The 16,189-nt window shown below is 71.7% G+C and carries 15 protein-coding genes and 2 pseudogenes; 4 read left to right on the top strand and 13 right to left on the bottom strand.

Annotated elements, in window-relative coordinates; translation table 11 throughout:
* Positions 1–23: 23 nt before the first annotated feature.
* A pseudogene (locus IPG65_RS01640) lies at positions 24–522 on the bottom strand (IS30 family transposase); the annotation flags it as partial.
* On the opposite strand from IPG65_RS01640, the gene IPG65_RS01645 reads away from it, so the two are divergent.
* The 3 genes and pseudogenes from IPG65_RS01645 to IPG65_RS01655 all read left to right on the top strand — a co-directional run.
* Entirely contained in the window at positions 422–736 is a 315-nt protein-coding gene (locus tag IPG65_RS01645; RefSeq protein ID WP_293187951.1) for a hypothetical protein, read from the top strand. The pseudogene IPG65_RS01640 and the gene IPG65_RS01645 sit on opposite strands and share 101 nt — an antisense overlap.
* Positions 737–753: 17 nt before the next feature.
* On the top strand, positions 754–2,295 hold the full coding sequence (locus IPG65_RS01650; protein ID WP_293187563.1) for a transposase: 1,542 nt from the start codon (positions 754–756) through the stop codon (positions 2,293–2,295).
* Between the two features lie 16 nt (positions 2,296–2,311).
* Positions 2,312–2,458: pseudogene (locus IPG65_RS01655) on the top strand (type II toxin-antitoxin system YafQ family toxin); the annotation flags it as partial.
* Positions 2,459–2,563: 105 nt separating this feature from the next.
* Here IPG65_RS01655 and IPG65_RS01660 read toward each other — a convergent pair.
* The 10 genes from IPG65_RS01660 to gspG all read right to left on the bottom strand — a co-directional run bounded on the left by IPG65_RS01660 (position 2,564) and on the right by gspG (position 12,490).
* Positions 2,564–3,964 carry an ATPase, T2SS/T4P/T4SS family gene (locus IPG65_RS01660; RefSeq protein WP_293187564.1) on the bottom strand — a complete coding sequence of 467 codons (1,401 nt, stop codon included), beginning with the start codon at positions 3,962–3,964 and terminating at the stop codon, positions 2,564–2,566.
* Between the two features lie 9 nt (positions 3,965–3,973).
* Complete coding sequence (gspD, locus tag IPG65_RS01665; RefSeq protein ID WP_293187565.1) at positions 3,974–6,262, bottom strand: type II secretion system secretin GspD; 2,289 nt, start codon at positions 6,260–6,262, stop codon at positions 3,974–3,976.
* Positions 6,263–6,357: 95 nt separating this feature from the next.
* Positions 6,358–7,173, bottom strand: coding sequence for a type II secretion system protein N (gene gspN / locus IPG65_RS01670; protein WP_293187566.1), 816 nt, complete (start codon positions 7,171–7,173; stop codon positions 6,358–6,360).
* A gap of 247 nt (positions 7,174–7,420) precedes the next feature.
* Entirely contained in the window at positions 7,421–7,930 is a 510-nt protein-coding gene (gspM, locus tag IPG65_RS01675; protein ID WP_293187567.1) for a type II secretion system protein GspM, read from the bottom strand.
* Positions 7,931–7,985: 55 nt separating this feature from the next.
* Positions 7,986–9,221, bottom strand: coding sequence for a type II secretion system protein GspL (gspL, locus tag IPG65_RS01680; protein WP_293187568.1), 1,236 nt, complete (start codon positions 9,219–9,221; stop codon positions 7,986–7,988).
* Positions 9,222–9,334: 113 nt separating this feature from the next.
* The gene (gspK, locus tag IPG65_RS01685) at positions 9,335–10,306 is read right to left on the bottom strand and encodes a type II secretion system minor pseudopilin GspK (RefSeq protein ID WP_293187569.1); all 972 of its coding nucleotides are present in this window, start codon (positions 10,304–10,306) and stop codon (positions 9,335–9,337) included.
* On the bottom strand, positions 10,303–10,968 hold the full coding sequence (locus IPG65_RS01690) for a type II secretion system protein J (protein WP_293187570.1): 666 nt from the start codon (positions 10,966–10,968) through the stop codon (positions 10,303–10,305). The genes gspK and IPG65_RS01690 overlap by 4 nt, the downstream gene beginning before the upstream one ends.
* Positions 10,969–11,174: 206 nt before the next feature.
* Positions 11,175–11,534, bottom strand: a complete 360-nt coding sequence (gspI, locus tag IPG65_RS01695; RefSeq protein ID WP_293187571.1) for a type II secretion system minor pseudopilin GspI — start codon at positions 11,532–11,534, stop codon at positions 11,175–11,177.
* Positions 11,531–11,959, bottom strand: coding sequence for a prepilin-type N-terminal cleavage/methylation domain-containing protein (locus IPG65_RS01700; protein ID WP_293187572.1), 429 nt, complete (start codon positions 11,957–11,959; stop codon positions 11,531–11,533). Before IPG65_RS01700 ends, gspI begins: the two co-directional genes overlap by 4 nt.
* A gap of 87 nt (positions 11,960–12,046) precedes the next feature.
* Positions 12,047–12,490, bottom strand: a complete 444-nt coding sequence (gene gspG / locus IPG65_RS01705; RefSeq protein WP_293187573.1) for a type II secretion system major pseudopilin GspG — start codon at positions 12,488–12,490, stop codon at positions 12,047–12,049.
* Positions 12,491–12,512: 22 nt separating this feature from the next.
* Here gspG and IPG65_RS01710 point away from each other — a divergent pair, with 22 nt between their 5' ends.
* Complete coding sequence (locus IPG65_RS01710) at positions 12,513–13,073, top strand: general secretion pathway protein C (RefSeq protein ID WP_293187574.1); 561 nt, start codon at positions 12,513–12,515, stop codon at positions 13,071–13,073.
* A 177-nt stretch (positions 13,074–13,250) separates the two neighbouring features.
* Here the strand turns inward: IPG65_RS01710 and ilvA are convergent, their stop codons facing one another.
* Both ilvA and IPG65_RS01720 read right to left on the bottom strand, forming a co-directional pair.
* Positions 13,251–14,828, bottom strand: a complete 1,578-nt coding sequence (gene ilvA, locus IPG65_RS01715) for a threonine ammonia-lyase, biosynthetic (RefSeq protein ID WP_293187575.1) — start codon at positions 14,826–14,828, stop codon at positions 13,251–13,253.
* A gap of 71 nt (positions 14,829–14,899) precedes the next feature.
* On the bottom strand, positions 14,900–15,958 hold the full coding sequence (locus IPG65_RS01720) for an AraC family transcriptional regulator (RefSeq protein ID WP_293187930.1): 1,059 nt from the start codon (positions 15,956–15,958) through the stop codon (positions 14,900–14,902).
* Between the last annotated feature and the right edge of the window lie 231 nt (positions 15,959–16,189).

Consider the following 16,189-nt stretch of genomic DNA (forward strand, 5'->3'; position numbering starts at 1 on the left):
TCAAGTCCACGTGCACGGGAAGTTCAATGCACCGAATCAGGCTGTTGAGTCAAGCGAGCCAGATGCTCGGCATAGACCTCAAGGGGTTTGCGCCACCCTAAGGTCATCCTGGGTCGGCCATTGAGCTCATCAGCGATGGCATCGAGTTGCGCCTGGGTGTAGCCGCTCAGATCGGTGCCTTTGGGCAAGTACTGGCGCAGCAGCCCGTTGGTGTTCTCGTTGCTGCCGCGCTGCCAAGGGCTGTAGGGATCGCAGAAGTACACCTTCACCCCCGTGCTCTGGGTGAGCTTGGCATGTTCGGCCATCTCCCGGCCGCGGTCGTAGGTCAGGCTCTTGCGCATGGGCTTGTCGATGCTGTGCAGCTTGTCGGTGAAGGCACTGCAGCACATGCGCGGCCGTGGCCGGGTTGGGATGGGGCAGCTTGACCAGTACCACCAGGCGCGTGGTGCGCTCGACCAAAGTGCCGATGGCGCTGGCGTTATGGGTGCCCTTGATGAGATCGCCTTCCCAGTGGCCGGGCAACCGGACGCTGCCGCCCAAGGCGTGCGATCACACCAAGGTCTTCCTCAAGGACTGGGAACGCCTCACCCGCTCGGGCCGCCACGACCTCAAGCGCTTGAAGGAGGCGATGCGGCTGCTCATCGCCAACGACGGCCCACTGGCCCCTGAACCTAAATCCAGCAGTTCCCCCGTCCGAATAGCCCGCAGAACCATCACTGGTGAGGTCTTGCGGTGATTTGGCAGACTCACTCCATGGGTGAATCGACAAACAAGGCCCGAGTGGCCGAGATGGGCGGCGAGCAGATGACACAGCCACAGGTGGTGGACACACTGGGCGGGCGCATGCACGTGCGCTGGGAAGAAGGTGCGGCGGCCACGCCACACGGCCAGTTGGTGTTCTTTGCCGAATTTCTTGCCGCCACCGGTGTGTTCGATCGCTGGGTGTCGACGTGCCCTTTGGAATACCGCAGCGGCAACGCTCCCCACAAGCGCGACGTGCTGGGCACCCTGATGCTCGGGCTGCTGGCCGGCCACCGGCGCTACGCGCACATCACGGCACTGAGAGGCGATGCGCTGGCTGCCCAGACCCTGGGCATGCACAAAATCGTCAGCGAAGATGCCCTGCGCCGGGCGCTCGCGCGCATCGACGAGCCATCAAGTACGAGCTGGATGCGAGCGGCGCTCATGCACTCGGTGCGCCCGGCGCTGAACAAGCCCTGGGTGCTGGACATCGACGCCAGCATCAAGCCCCTGTACGGGCGCCAGGAAGGCGCCCAACTGGGCGACAACCCGGCCAAGCCGGGGCGTCCCGGCCACGTGCTGCACACCTTCTGGGTGGGCAACCTGCGCCTGGTGCTGGACGTGCAGGTCAGCGCGGGCAAGCAGCACACCAGCTTGCATGCCAAGGCGGCCCTGGGCCGCCTGCTCGACGAGTTGGAGGCGCAACGCCCGACGCTGGTGCGCGGCGACTCGGGCTACGGCAACGAAGGCATCCTGCTGGAGCTGGAGCAGCGCAATCAACCCTACCTCTTGCGCCTGCGCCAGACGGCCAACGTGCAGCGCCTGGTGGCACGCCAGTTCGAGCGCCAGGACTGGAGCCGCGCCGACAGCCACGGCTGCCAGATGACCGAGGACTGGCTGCAGCTGCACGGCTGGAGCAAAAAGCGCCGGATGGTTATCGTGCGCCAGCGTGTGCGAGGAGGCGTTGCGCGCGAGCGGCGCATGGAGGATGGGCAATTGCGTCTGGATCCGCAGGCCAGCGTCTGCGAGGGCGAGCGGCTGTGGGAGTACGCGGTGCTGGTCACCGATGTGGCCCATCCAATCGAGGCCATCGGCCAGCTCTATCGCGACCGGGCTGACTGCGAAAACGGCTTCGACGAGTTGAAGAACCAGTGGGGCCTGTCGGGCTTCACCACGCAGGACATCAACCGCTGCCAGAGTACGGCACGCGCTTGCGCGCTGGTCTACAACTGGTGGAGTTGGTACTGCCGCTCAGCCAACCCAACGCAGCGCATGGAGGCGATCACCAGTCGCCCGCTGTTGCTCGCCGCGGTGGGCCGGGCTGCACACAGCGGCGGGCAGACCATGCTGTACCTGACGCCGCTGCACGGCAAGGCCACGCTGCTCAAATCGCTGATCGCCAACATCCGTGCGGCCTTGAAGCACGTCAAGGCAACTGCGGAGCAGCTCAAGGCAGCCGATCCCTGGAGCCTGCTGCTGCACTACGTCAGTGACCGCATCGCCCCCGTGATCGGCCCGTTCAGGCCTCCAACAGGGCTGGTAGGGGCGGGGTAACTGCCGGATTTAGGGTGAATGGCTGGACCAGCCTCTCAAGGGCCGCTGGGCCGATCACCGCGAATGCCACATTGGCGGCGACTTCCTGCTGGTCTACCGCCGGGACGGCGACACCCTGGTCTTCGTGCGCGCCGGGACGCACGCCGACCTGTTCGAGGAATGAGGCAGAACGAGACGAACCCAGGTCGCACGGAACCAGCGCAGCTTCTTTTTCGATAGCTGCCAGCGCTTTCCTGGCGCTGGTCACAGGCCGATTTGATTCGGGTTCTCAATCGCGCGTCACGCGCAGCACTTCTTCGCGGCTGGTGATGCCGCGCTCGATCAGCCGCTCGCCGTCCTCACGCATCAGCTGCATCCCCTTGGCCAGCGCGGCGGCGCGGATGTCGGCCTCGGCTGCCCGGGCGTGGATCTGCGCGCGGATGCCGTCGTCGACCATCAGCAGCTCGAACACGCCGGTGCGGCCGGCGTAGCCGGTGTGGCCGCAGGCGTCGCAGCCCTGGCCAGCGCAGTCCAGGCAGTACTTGCGCACCAGCCGCTGCGCCAGCACGCCCAGCAGCGACGAGCTGAGCAAGAAGGGCTCCACCCCCATGTCGGTCAGGCGCGTGACGGCGCTGGCGGCGTCGTTGGTGTGCAGCGTGGCCAGCACCAGGTGGCCGGTCAGGCTGGCCTGGATGGCGATCTGCGCGGTCTCGATGTCGCGGATCTCGCCGATCATCACGATGTCCGGGTCCTGCCGCAGGATGGCGCGCAGCGCGCGGGCAAACGTGAGGTCGATGCGCGGGTTGACCTGCGTCTGGCCGACGCCGGGCAGCTCGTACTCGATCGGGTCCTCCACCGTCATGATGTTGTTGCGCTGCGCGTCCAGGCGCGCCAGGCTGGCGTACAGCGTGGTGGTCTTGCCGCTGCCGGTGGGGCCGGTGACCAGGATGATGCCGTGCGGCTGGGCGATCAGGTGCTCGAATTTCTGTAGCACCTCGCCCAGCATTCCCACCGACTCCAGGCTCAATTTGCTCTCGGACTTGTCCAGCAGGCGCAGCACCGCGCGCTCGCCGTGCGCGCTGGGGAGGGTGGACACGCGCACGTCGATGGCGCGCGTGCCCAGCCGCAGGCTGATGCGGCCGTCCTGCGGCAGGCGCTTCTCGGCGATGTCGAGGTCGGCCATGATCTTCAGGCGGCTGATCAGCGCCGCGTGCAGCGCGCGGTTGGGCTGCACCACCTCGCGCAGCGCGCCATCGACGCGAAAGCGCACGCTGCTGTGGCGCTCGTAGGGCTCGATGTGGATGTCGCTGGCGCCGTCGCGCGCGGCCTGCGTGAGCAGGGCGTTGAGCATGCGGATGATGGGCGCGTCGTCGGCGGATTCGAGCAGGTCTTCGACCGCCGGCAGCTCCTGCATGATGCGCGAGAGGTCGGCGTCGCTCTCGACCTCGCTGACCACGGCGGCGGCGCTGGATTCGCTCTGCGAATAGGCGTGGCTGATGCGCTGCGCCAGCGTGTGGGCGTCGGCCTGCTGCAGCGCCAGCGGCTGCTCGCCGGTGCCGTGGCGGCGCATCACCTCGCTCAGGTGGCCGGGGTCGGGGTGGCCGTCGTGCCACAGCACCAGCGCGTGGCCGTCGTCTTCCAGCAGCAGCCGCGCCGCGCGGGCGAAGGCGTAGGGCAGGGGGTAGCGCATGGCGGGGACTCAGCCGCCTTCGTAGTTGGCTTCGCCGCTGGCCGGGTTGATGAGCGGCGGCGGCGGGGCCGGGCGCGTCCAGGCGTCGGGCCGCACCGGCGCCACCGGGGGCATCACCGGCGCCTGGTTGATCTGCAGCACGCTGCTGGGCTGCGGCTGGTTGCCCATCTGGGCGCCGCGCATCAGGTCGTAGCGGTCCAGCGAGAACTGCTCGGACGCCGCGGCGTCGCGCACCACCACCGGGCGCAGGAACACCATCAGGTTGGTCTTGGTGATGCCCCGGCTGCGGCTTTTGAACAGGTTGCCCACCACCGGGATGTCGCCCAGGCCGGGCACCTTGTCCTCGTTGGTGGTGAATTGGTCTTCCATCAGGCCGCCCAGCACCACGATGGCGCCGTCGTCCACCAGCACGCTGGACTCGATGGCGCGCTTGTTGGTGATCAGGCCCTGCGCCGCGCCGACCGAGCTGGGCACGACACTGGAGGTCTCCTGGTAGATCACCATCTTGACCGTGCCGTTCTCGCTGATCTGCGGCCGCACCCGCAGCGTCAGGCCCACGTCCTTGCGCTCGATGGTCTGGAACGGGTTGACGCTGGTGCCGCCGCTGGCGCCGGTGTTGGTGAAGCTGCCGGTGACGAAGGGCACGTTCTGGCCAACGATGATCTTGGCCTCCTCGTTGTCCAGCGTCAGCAGCGTGGGCGTGGACAGCACGTTGCCCGTGCCCGTGCTCTGCAGGAAATTGGCCAGCGCGCCCAGCGTGAACAGGCCGTTGACGCGGTGCGCCAGGCCCAGGTTGAAGCCCTGCGGAGGCCGAACCAGGTTCTGCGCCGTGGGCGTGCCGTTGAGGAATTGCCCCACCAGGTTGACGATGTTGCTGCCGCCCTCGCCGTAGTTGGTGCCGATGATGCCGACGTTGCTGCCGTCGCGCCGGCCCAGCAGGGCCTGCCACTGGATGCCGAAATCGGCCGCCTTGTCGGCGCGCACCTCGGCGATCAGGCTCTCGACGAAGACCTGGGCGCGGCGCTGGTCCAGCTTGTCGATCACCGCGCGCAACTCGCGGTACACCGGCTCGGGCGCGCTGATGATGAGCGAATTGGTCGACGGGTCGGCCTGGATCTGCCCGCCCGTGGACGGTTGGTTGTTGCCCGTGGCGTTGATCGTCGGGCCGCTGGCCAGGCCGCCGCCGGCGCCGGCCTGGCCCATGCCCGACAGGCCTTGCCCCGACTGCGCCGTGACGACGGTGCTCGCCGCCGCCGCGCCGCCGATGCCGCCGGGCGTGGCGGACTGGCCGGGCAGGGCCGCCAGGGCCGCGCGCAGGGTGACGGCCAGCTTGGCGGCGTCGGCGTTCTTCAGGTAGACGACGTGGATGTTGCCGCTGCCGCCGCTCTCGCCGCCGCGCGAGGGCGGCTGGTCGAGCTGCTGGATCAGCGTGCGGGCCAGCGCCAGCCGTGCCGGGTTGGCGGCGCGCAGGATGATGGCATTGCTGCGCGGCTCGGGCAGCAGCGTGGTGCGGTAGCCGTCGCCGCTGCCGCCGGCCGCGGCCAGCGACGCGGCCACGGCGCCGGGCTGGCCGGGCGCCGCCTGCGGCATCGCGAGGGCGCCGCCGCCGGACTCCAGCAGGCGGGCCACCAGCGGCGCCAAGTCGGAGGCCACGGCGTGGTTCAGGCGCACCACCTCCACGCCGGTGGCGTTGGAAACGTCGAGCGCGGCGATGATGCGCGCCAGCCGCTGCAGGTTGTCGCCGTAGTCGGTGATCACCAGCGCGTTGGTGCCGGGATTCACGTTGATGGTGTTGTTGGGGCTGATCAGCGGGCGCAGCACGGGCACCAGGTTGTGCGCGTTCTCGTGCGTCAGCCGGAAGATCTGCGTCTGGATCTGGCCGCCCGCGCGCACGCTGCCGGCCGACACCGCGCCGCTCTGCAGCTTGGCCTCGGCCTCGGGCAGCACCAGCACCAGGCCGCTGGACTCGACCAGCGCGAAGCCTTGCGTGCGCAACTGCGCCGCGAACAGGCGCAGCGCCTGCGCCGGCGACACCGGCGTGGTGCTGGTCAGCGTCATCGTGCCCTTGACGCGCGGGTCCACCACCACGTTGCGGCCGGTGAGGGTGGCCATGGTGCGGGCCACGGCGTCGATCTCGGCGTTGGCGAAGTCGAGCGTGACGCTGCCGCCCGCGCGCTGGACGGGTTCGTCGGTGGCAGGCGCGCCCGGCGCCGGGCCGGCGCCGTGGGCGCCGGCGGCCAGCGCCAGCAGCGCGGCGGCGAGGAGGGGGCGGGGGAGGATCTGGGGGGCGCGGGCCATGGGGCAGGCGGTTCGGTCAGCGGTCTGCACTGTAGCAAAAGCGCCGCGCGGCGCCGTCCGGGTGAGGGGGTGGTGCGGTGAGGCCATGGCGGAGATCAACCCAGGGAGATGATGGCCCGGTCGCCCTGGCGCCGGCCGATGATGTTGAGCAGGTTGGCCAGCGGTGCCTCCAGTCCCGGCGCGGCGCGGGCCTCGCCCCGGAAGCGCAGGCGCGCGCCCACCCACTGGCCGCTGCCCGAGAGCAGCAGGCCGCCCTCCAGGGTGGACAGCTCCAGGCCGACGGCGTCGCCGCCGCGCAGTCGAAGCCGGTACGAGCCCAGCGGCCGCAGGGTGGACAGGCGCGACGACAGGCGGCGCGCCGTCAGCTCCGCGCCGCCGCTCAGCGCCAGCCGCCCGGCCAGCCATTCGGCGGCCAGGCCCTGCGTGGCCAGCGCCAGCTCGCCCTGCGGCTGGACGGTGTTCCAGGGCGTGCCCAGCCCCGCCAGCAGCGCGGCCGGCCAGAGCGACTGGCCGTCGGCCACGCTCACCCGCGCGCCGCCCCAGCGCGGCGCCACCCGCAGCGCCAGCGGTCCCTGCGGGGTGCAGCAGTCAGCGGTGACGCGGGCCGTCAGCCCCAGCGGCGCGGGTGCCAGGCGCCAGTGCACGCGGCCGGGCAGGGCGGTGCTGTCGTGGCTGCCCACGCCGCCGGCCAGCACCAGGCGCGCCGAGCCGGACCACAGGCTGCCCTGCGGCTCGGCCAGCAGCACCATGCCGCCGCTGGCGCGCGCCAGCCCGGCCGTCAGCCAGCGTGCCGGGGCGCCGACCAGCACCACCAGCAGCACGCCCAGCAGCGCGCCAGCGAGCGCCCAGCGCCAAGGCAGGGCCGGCGTGTCGAGCGCCGCCGCCGGGGCTGGATGCCTGGGCTTCTTCATTGGCGGGGGGCTCCTGGGGGGAGGGTTTGCGGCTTCTTGTTTTTGAGGAAAATTTGGCAGTATCCAGTATGGATACTGAGCATGGTGCTATCAAATTCGATGTTTTTGTGGGTTGGAGACGCTGTTGGCCGGGGCGAGTCCCGGCCGACGGCGTTTCCATCCACTCGAAGGAAACTACGAAAACAATAGCTTATCCCGCAACATCCATGCGGGTCCCAACCAGATTTGACCCCAAACCGGCGCGCCCTCATGGCGGCAGGCCGAGCGACAGCGTGCCGCTCCACAGCACCGGCGCGCCGGGCGCGCGGTCGCCCGCGCGGGTCAGGCGCGCTTCCACCGGGGCGGCGCGGGCGTTGGCGCGCGCGTCGGCCAGCCAGTCGGCCAGGTCCTGCGCGGGTGTGGCCTTCAGCGCGACGTTGGCGCGGTCGCCGACCACGCTGAGCTGGCCCGTCGCGCCCAGCCGCTGCCGCGCGGCGGATTCGAGCGCACGCAGCGCCTCGTCGCGGCCCAGGCGGGGCAGGGCCTGCAGCGCCTCGGCCTCGCGCTGCAACCGCTGCATCTGCTGCGCCTGCGCCTGCAGCGCCGCGCGCTGAGCGGGCGCCGCGCGCAGCGTGGCCAGGGCCGGCGACAGGCCCAGCCACCACAGCAGGGCCAGCCCGATGACGGCCGCGGCCAGCGCCACCAGCCGGCGCTCGCGCGCCTGCAGCCCAGTCCAGGCGCTGGCCAGCTTGTCCGGCGCGTCCGCCTGGCGGCTCATCGGGCAACCTCCACGCTGCGCGTTGCGGTGTTCGCCTTGGGAGCGGCCCCGCGGCTCATGGCGCCACCCCTTCGCGCAGCACGGCGCCGTCGGCCTCGGCCTGCAGCCGGTAGCCCAGCGGACGCAGCTGCGTCTGCATGTCCGTCAGCCCGGTGGCGAGCAGTTGCACGCCCTTCAGGCGCAGCTCGCCTGCTGTGAATTCGATAGCTGCCGGCGCAGGCTGGTCGCCGGCCGACTGCGCAAACGCACTCAACATCGGCTCCAGGTCGCGGCCCGACGCGGCGCCGGTGCTCCGGCGCAGCGCGGCCACCTCGCGCGCCATCTGCACGGGCGCGTCCACCACCACCTTGACCTGGGGGAAGGTCTGGGTCAGTGCGGCCTGGACCTGGGCGCGCCGCGCCGCCAGCTCGTCCTGCGTGCGCCAGGCCCACAGGTTGAGCCCCACCAGATGGGCCAGCAGCAGCAGCGCCACGCCCCAGCGCGCGGGGCGCCAGCGCGGGGCGTGCAGGAACTCGCGCCAGGCCGCTCCGGCGCGCCGGCCGGCCCAGGCGGTGCCGGTGCGCGCCAGCTCGAACTGCGCCAGGTTCCACGGCGATCGGCTGGCCGCCAGCAGGCGCGCCGCCGGCGGCACCAAGGTGACGGGCCGGTCCAGCGTCTGCTCGGCCAGGGCGGCGACGGCGGGCTCGGCCAGCAGCTCGGCCTCGGGCGCCTCGCCGTCGTGGGCGGTGGCGGCGCGCAGCAGCGCCAGCGTGCCGGGGCCCAGGGGCAGGGCCTGGGCGCCGCCGGGCACGGCGGTGCCGCTCATCAGCACCTGGGCGCGTTCGGGCTCGCCGGTGACCAGCAGGCGCAGCGTGCCGGCGTGCGGGCTCAGCTCGGGCACGATGCGTCCGGCCGGGCGCCGCGCGGCGTCCAGCGCCCGCAGGTGCGCGGCCAGCCAGTCGCGCCGGCAGACGGCGACCCAGGCCGGGCCGCCGCCGCGGGCGTCGGGGTCGAGGGCGAAGTGGAGCTGCTCGGGCTCGTCGAGCAGCCGGTCCTCCAGCAGCCCCGCGAGCGTGGCGCGCAGGCGCGGCGAGCGCGGGCCGACGCCGCGCGGCAGATCGACGCGGTGCCAGGACAGTTGCGCCGCTGGCACCACGGCGACCACCTCCACGCCGCGGCCGGCCGGCGGCAGCAGCGCCGCCGCCGCGCCGCCGTGCGCGGCCAGGGTCTGGCCGTCGTGGGAGGTGGCGAAGGCGTAGCTGCCCGACGGGCCAGGGGGGCCGGGCGGCAGGGCGAGGACGAGCAGGCTCATAGGGAAGTCGCGAATTGTAGGGAAAGACCCCCCACGCTCCCCCGCTGTGCGTGGTCCGCTGCCCCCCGGGGGCGCTCGCCGCCTTCGGGCGGCCGGGCGGCGTCTCGGGACGCTCAGCGCGCCCCCGCGGCCGGCAGGCTCAGCGCGGCGCGCTCGCGCCACAGCGTGACCACGCCGCGCACCCGTCCCAGGCGCTGCACCACCGACACTTCTTCCAGCGCCACGTCGTCCAGGCGCAGGCGGCCGCGGATCTCGAAGAAGCTGGAGGCCACGGCGGTCCAGTTCGGGTTGGCGCCCGTGATGCCCAGCGCGCTCATCGCCTCTTGCACGGACTTGAAATGGCCCTGCTCGCGCTGCGTGACCAGGCGCTGCGCTTGCGCCAGGTCCAGCCCCGGCACGGCGGCCTGGATGACCTGGGCGCTGGCGGTGTTCAGGTTGACGGGCGTCGGCTGGTGGTTCTGCAGCGGCAGCAGGGTGGCGTAGGGGCGCAGCGCCGCCAGCGTGGCCGGGGACACGCCCAGCCACGCCAGTTGCTCGAAGCGGCGCGGCATCAGCGGGGCGTCGCCGCCGGTGGCGGTGCCGGCCAGGGCAGCCTGCGCGCGCACCAGGCTGCGCTGCAGCACGGCGAGTTCGCTGGCGGGCAGGCCCAGCAGGTCGAACAGGCGGCCGAAGCGGGCCAGGGCATCGACGGGGTCGGCCGGGTCGCCCGCCACCAGGTTCATCAGGTTCAGGCGCGACTGCAGGTCGGTGATCTGGCCGGAGAGAAAGGCGTCGCGCTCGGTGTCGGCGCTGGATTCGCCCGCCGCCAGGAAGGTGGACAAGCGCGCCTCGGCCAGCGGCACGGCCCAGGGCTCGGCCAGGTGGTCGGTGGTGGATTCACGCTGGTCGCCGGCCAGGATCAGCCGCCCCCAGTCGAGCGCGCCGGTCAGAATCCAGGCCGACTGCACGCGCGCGCGCTCGGCCGCCTCGACCTCGACGCCGCGCCACTGGCGCCACAGCGCGGCGGCGGCGATGGTGGCGACCAGGGTGACGGTGATCATGGCGGCCAGCAGAGCCGCCCCGGATTGGTGGCGTGGGGGCTTCATTGCCCGCCCCCGAAATCAGGCCGTATCCAGTCGATCGCCAGCGGCCCGCTCAGCCCATGGCCCGGCGCCAGGGTGATCAGCAGGCGCACGCCGTCGGGCAGGGCCTGGGTGTTGGCGGCGCCTTCGGACGGGCTGGACAGCGGGTTGGTCCAGGCGTTGGCGCGGAAGTAGTGCAACTGCCAGTCCAGCACGGCGGCGATGGCCACCGCCTGCGCGCCGGGCGCGGGGGCCTGGGCCCAGCCCGCCGCCGCTTCCCAAGCGGCCAGCCAGGCCGCCTGCGACAGCACCGGCGCCGACTGCCAGCGCAGCCACTGGCCGCCGCCGGCGCGCGTCCAGGCCACCACGCGCAGGCCGGCGGCCGGGTCGTCAGCGGCCGTGCGGGTGATGCGCAGCACGCGGCCGTCCCAGGCCAGGCTGCGCTGCGCCGTGGGCGGCGCGCCCTGGGCGGCGGGCCAGACCATCATGGCGTCCAGGTCGGCGCGCCACTGCGCCAGTCCGGCCTGCAGCGCCAGCACGTCGTCGGTGTAGCGCTGCGTGGCCTGCTGCGCCCGCGCCATGCCGTCGATGCCACGCCAGGTCAGCACCGCCATCACCGACAGGATGGCCAAGGCGACCAGCACCTCGATGAGGGTAAAGCCGGGCTGGCGTGGAGGGCGCGGCATGTCAGTTTTCCATGGCGCTGCGCGCCACCCGCAGTCGATGAAACGGTGCAGGTATTTCTCCCTCTCCCCTCGTGGGAGAGGGCTGGGGAGAGGGGGCAACGCTTGCTTTCAGCGCAGCGCCTATCGCCAGCGCCCCCTCTCCCCAACCCCTCCCCCGCGAGGGGGGAGGGGCTACCAGCGTGTGGCGCGTGGCCGGTGGTTTCATCTCAGTTCCGGCCGACGATGGTGGAGACGCGCACGATGAATACGCTGTTCTCGCTGACCGACGCCTCGACGCGCCGGAAGTTGGGGTTGGGCGTGGGCCGCACGCTCTGCGTCACCTGCAGCGCTCGCCCGGCCTGCACGCAGTCGCCGGTGGTGTCGCCCACGCCGGGCAACTGGCGCGCCAGGCGCAGCGAGATCAACTGGTTCTCGGCGCACACCTGGGCCAGCAGCAGCGTGCCCTGGCGCTGGGCGTTGTCGGTCAGGGCGGCGGTGGCCTTCAGGCCGGCGACCAGGGCGATGGCGGTGATGGCCAGGGCCACCATCACCTCGATCAGGGTGAAGCCGCCGGCGCGCGGGCTCATGGCATCTGCGCCATGCTGAAGGGGCGCAGCCCATCCGTGGCGACCTGCATCAGCGGCCGGCTGCTGCCGGTCCGGTGCAGCACCACGGCCTGCGGGCCGATCACCGGGTCGGGACCGAGCAGCAGCGGCGCGTTGCCCAGCGCGGCGGTGCGTGCATCGAGCCAGTGGGTGGGCAGCGGTCTGGCATTGGCCGGCAGGCCGTCGAAGGCGAAGCCGCCCGCCGTGGCGCGCCAGCGCACCGGCACGCCGGCGGCGCGCGATTGCGCGCGGGCCGACTCCAGCAGCGCCGCCAGCCGCTCGGCGTCGCGCGCCAGCGCGCTGCCTTCGCTGTCGCGCAGCGCCAAGCTGGCCAGCCCGGTCCCGAGGGCGATGAGGGCCACGACCACCATCAGCTCGATCAGGGTGAAGCCGCGTCCGGTTTTCAAAGGAAATGGGGCTCCAGCCCGCGTCAGATTTACGCTGACAGCTATCAAATCAATAGTCGGACGCCAGTGCCGCGGTGCGCGGACGGCTTATTGCCAACTGCCGATGTCGGCGTTCTTGCCCTCGCCGCCGCTGGCGCCGTCGGCGCCGAAGCTCATCACGTCCACTTCGCCCTGGATGCCGGGGTTGAGGTACTGGTAGGGCCGGCCCCAGGGGTCATTGGGCAGCTTTTCGAGGTAAGGCTTCCAGTTGGTCGGTGCCGGCGCGGTGGCGGGGCGCTGCACCAGCGCGAGCAGGCCCTGCTCGGCGGTGGGGAAGCGCTGGTTGTCGAGCTTGTAGAGCTTGAGCGCCTGCATCAGGTTGTGCACGTCGGTGCGGGCGGCGGTGGCGCGCGCGTCGTCGGTGCGGTCCAGCACGTTGGGCACGATCAGCGCCGCCAGCACGCCGATGATGACCAGCACCACCATCAGCTCGATCAGGGTGAAGCCGGCGGCGCGGCGCAGGCGGCCGGCGAGGGAGAGCGAAGCGGACATGGGTTCAATGATAATCGTCCGCATGATGCAACCGCGCCTGTCTCCCCGCCTGAACGTGGGCCTGGCCACGCTGCTGGTTTGGGCGCTGGCGGCCGGCAGCGTGGCCTTCTGGGCGCTGCGCCTGGGCGGCGGCGGGCCGTTGGTGGGCGCGCCGGTGGCCGGCGGTCCGGCGCCGGGCGGGGTGGCGGTGGACACGCGCGACGTGGCGCGCGCCCTGGGCGTGGCGGGGCCGGCGCCGGCGGCGCCCGCCGCCGAGGTGAGTGGCCGCCTGGCGCTGCGCGGCGTGGTGACGCACGGCGGCGGCGGCGCGGCGCTGATCGCGGTGGACGGCAAGCCGGCCAGGCCGGTGCGCGTGGGCGCGGCGGTGGAGGGCGTCGAGGGCGGCTGGACGCTGCGCGCGGTGACGCCGCGCACGGCGGTGGTCGCCGCCGGCGGGCGCGAGGCGCGGCTGGAGATGCCGCCGCTGTCCGCCCGCTCCAGCGCGCGCGACGCGGTGGCGCCGGTGCGGGCGCCGGGCGCGCCGCCTGCGGCGGTGCTGCCGATGACCGCCATGCCGGCGCCGACGACCTATCCATCGCGTTGACCGACCGGATTCAAGCCAAAAGTGCCCTAAGCCGGCGCTGGATATGCGCCTGCAGCTATGAATTGATGAGCGGCTGGCGTGCCGAGCGGAGGCTTCCTCATCGCCGGGCCGCCCCAAGATGAGAACGCCCCCTCGGGGGGCAGCGCAGCATGCGAAGCAGCGGAGCGTGGGGTTTTTTCAACCCTGCAGGAACAGCCGGTACGCCGGGTTGGCCGTCTCCTCCACCCACGGGTAGCCCAACTCATGCAGAAAGCGCTGAAACGCCGCGTCGTCGGCGGCCGGCACCTGCAGGCCCACCAGGATCTGGCCGTAGTCGGCGCCCTGGTGGCGGTAGTGGAAGAGCGAGATGTTCCAGCTCGGCTGCATCAGGTTGAGGAACTTCATCAGCGCGCCGGGCCGCTCGGGGAAGACGAAGCGCAGCAGCCGCTCGTCGTGCGCCAGCGGCGAGCGGCCGCCGATCATGTAGCGCACGTGCTCCTTGGCCAGGTCGTCGTGCGTGAGGTCGAGCGCGGCGAAGCCCGCGCGCTCGAACGCGGCGGCGATGCGCGGCGACTCGCCCCGGGCGGCCGTGGTCAGGCCGACGAAGACGTGGGCCCGGCCGGTCTGGGCGGCGTCGCTGATGCGGTAGTTGAACTCGGTCACGTTGCGCGGGCCGCCGGGCAACTGGCCGATGGTTTCGCAGAAGCGCCGGAAGCTGCCGCGCTCCTCGGGCACGGTGACGGCGAACAGGGCTTCGCGCTCCTCGCCCACCTCGGCGCGCTCGGCGACGAAGCGCAGGCGGTCGAAGTTCATGTTGGCGCCGCACAGGATGGCGGCGTAGGTCTCGCCCCGGGTCTTGTGCGTGGCCACGTACTGCTTGAGCGCCGCCACGGCCATGGCGCCCGAGGGCTCGACGATGCTGCGCGTGTCAACAAACACGTCCTTGATGGCGGCGCACACGGCGTCGGTGTCCACGGTGATGAACTCGTCCACCAGCTCGCTGGCGATGCGGAAGGTCTCCTCGCCCACCAGCTTGACGGCGGTGCCGTCGGCGAACAGGCCCACGTCCGCCAGCGTGACGCGCCGACCGGCGGCCACCGAGCGGGCCATGGCGTCGGAGTCGTCCATCTGCACGCCGATCACCTTGATCTCGGGCCGCACCGCCTTGATGTACGCCGCCACGCCGCTGATCAGCCCGCCGCCGCCGATGGCCACGAACACCGCGTGCAGCGGCCCCTGGTGCTGGCGCAGGATCTCCATCGCGATGGTGCCCTGGCCGGCGATGACCAGCGGGTCGTCGAAGGGGTGGATGAAGGTCAGGCCCTGCGCGGCCTGCAGCCCGACGGCGTGCTCGTAGGCGTCGGAATAGCTGTCGCCGGACAGCACCACCTCGCCGCCCAGCGCCCGGACGGCGTCGACCTTGACCTGCGGCGTGGTCACCGGCATCACGATGACCGCGCGCGTGCCCAGCTTGTGCGCGCCCAGCGCCACGCCCTGCGCGTGGTTGCCGGCGCTGGCGCAGATCACGCCGCTGGCCAGTTGTTCGGGCGTCAGGTGCGCCATCTTGTTGTAGGCGCCGCGCAGTTTGAAGCTGAACACGGGCTGCTGGTCCTCGCGCTTGAGCAGCACCTTGTTGTGCAGCCGGCGGCCGAGCGCGCGCGCCGGGGTCAGGTCGGACTCGATGGCCACGTCGTACACGCGCGCGGTCAGCACCTGCTTGAGGTAGTCGGTGGAGGTCAGCGGCGCGCGGCGGCCGTCGGCGGGAGCGGGGGTCATGGTGTGGGCAGGGGCGGTGGAGCCCCGGCATCATAAAGAGACGCCGCCGCGCCCCGGCGCGCAACGGCCGCTCAGTGTCGTGCGGACGTCCACACGCCGCCCGCCTGTCGATTACGCCGGTACTCGGTCGGCGCGCGCCCCGTCCAGCGTTTGAAGGCGTGCCGAAAGCTCACGGCATCGCTGAATCCCAGCGCCAGCGCGATGTCCTCGGTGCTGAGCGTCGTGGTGCAGAGGTAGTCGATGGCCAGGGTTTTGCGCACGCTGGTCAGCAGCTCGCCGTAGGACGTGTCCTCGGCTTCGAGCTTGCGCCTGAGCGTGCGCGAGGTCATGCACAGGCTCTCCGCGATTTCCTCGATCTCGGGAAAATGCCCCGGCGTGCGCGTGAGTTCCTGATAGACCCGGCGGGTGATGCCCGCCTGCCACGAACACTCTTCGAGCAGCCGCGCGCATTGCGCGGACATCTGGGCGGCGGTGATCGGGTTGGCCAACTGGGGTGCCCGGTCGAGCCATGCAGACGGGTAGCTGAGCACGTTCTCCGGCTGGCCGAACGTGATCGGGCACTCCAGCGCCTCGGACAGCGCCGCCGCATGCGGCGGCTCCGGCTCCGTGAACTGGGCGCGCGCCGGCACGCACCAGGCACCCATCGTGTCCTTGGTGATCGTCACGTGCGCGGCGAACTGCAAGTCGATGAGAAAGCGGTACAGCCGCGCGTCCACGTCCGGCAGCGCCACGTCCAGACGGCTGGGGAACACCCAGGAGGACATGCCCTCGCCCTCGACCCACTGGATCTGAAGCAGGCCATTGGCCAATTGGTGGTACTTGACGGCCGTCTCGGCGCAATGCGAGATGGACTGGGAACACAGCACCGCGTAGCCGTACATGCCATAGCACGAGGCATGCAGCCTGCGGCCCACCCGCACGCCGAGGTCGGTCGCGCTGAGGTGGCGTACCGCGTTGCGGGCCGCGGTCAGGAACTGCAGCGAGGAAGTCAGGGCAAAGGGGTCCGCGATCGCGGCCGCGTCCAGGCCCGTGCCTGCCAGTACCACGTCCGCCGGCACACCGGCCTCCGCGAGGACCCCGACCAGCACGGCCAGCTTCGAGGGCGAGAAGCGCTGTTGCCTGAGCGACATCCGCGAGACCACGTGCACCAGCGGCTCAACCGCCTGGCTCCCGGGGAAAACCCTGACCCGCGCACTGCCCCGCATGCCATGTTCCTTGTCCGAAAATAGCCCATGCTGCGCGATCCCGCTCAGGTACGCCACGGGACTCTCCCTGACATCTGTCCGTCCCGATCATCAATTTGGCCTGTGCGATCATTTCCAGTACGCTGCCCGACCGCCACAGTGCGGCCTTTCCACGCT

The sequence above is a fragment of the Ottowia sp. genome (genome assembly GCF_016703145.1).
Lineage (GTDB): Bacteria > Pseudomonadota > Gammaproteobacteria > Burkholderiales > Burkholderiaceae_C > Ottowia.

Bases quoted from the DNA above. Each gene is read 5' to 3' on its own strand.
- IPG65_RS01650 (WP_293187563.1), top strand. From the start codon at position 754: ATGGGTGAATCGACAAACAAGGCCCGAGTGGCCGAGATGGGCGGCGAG.
- IPG65_RS01660 (WP_293187564.1), bottom strand. From the start codon at position 3,964: ATGCGCTACCCCCTGCCCTACGCCTTCGCCCGCGCGGCGCGGCTGCTG.
- gspD (WP_293187565.1), bottom strand. From the start codon at position 6,262: ATGGCCCGCGCCCCCCAGATCCTCCCCCGCCCCCTCCTCGCCGCCGCG.
- gspN (WP_293187566.1), bottom strand. From the start codon at position 7,173: ATGAAGAAGCCCAGGCATCCAGCCCCGGCGGCGGCGCTCGACACGCCG.
- gspM (WP_293187567.1), bottom strand. From the start codon at position 7,930: ATGAGCCGCCAGGCGGACGCGCCGGACAAGCTGGCCAGCGCCTGGACT.
- gspL (WP_293187568.1), bottom strand. From the start codon at position 9,221: ATGAGCCTGCTCGTCCTCGCCCTGCCGCCCGGCCCCCCTGGCCCGTCG.
- gspK (WP_293187569.1), bottom strand. From the start codon at position 10,306: ATGAAGCCCCCACGCCACCAATCCGGGGCGGCTCTGCTGGCCGCCATG.
- IPG65_RS01690 (WP_293187570.1), bottom strand. From the start codon at position 10,968: ATGCCGCGCCCTCCACGCCAGCCCGGCTTTACCCTCATCGAGGTGCTG.
- gspI (WP_293187571.1), bottom strand. From the start codon at position 11,534: ATGAGCCCGCGCGCCGGCGGCTTCACCCTGATCGAGGTGATGGTGGCC.
- gspG (WP_293187573.1), bottom strand. From the start codon at position 12,490: ATGTCCGCTTCGCTCTCCCTCGCCGGCCGCCTGCGCCGCGCCGCCGGC.
- IPG65_RS01710 (WP_293187574.1), top strand. From the start codon at position 12,513: ATGATGCAACCGCGCCTGTCTCCCCGCCTGAACGTGGGCCTGGCCACG.
- ilvA (WP_293187575.1), bottom strand. From the start codon at position 14,828: ATGACCCCCGCTCCCGCCGACGGCCGCCGCGCGCCGCTGACCTCCACC.
- IPG65_RS01720 (WP_293187930.1), bottom strand. From the start codon at position 15,958: ATGTCGCTCAGGCAACAGCGCTTCTCGCCCTCGAAGCTGGCCGTGCTG.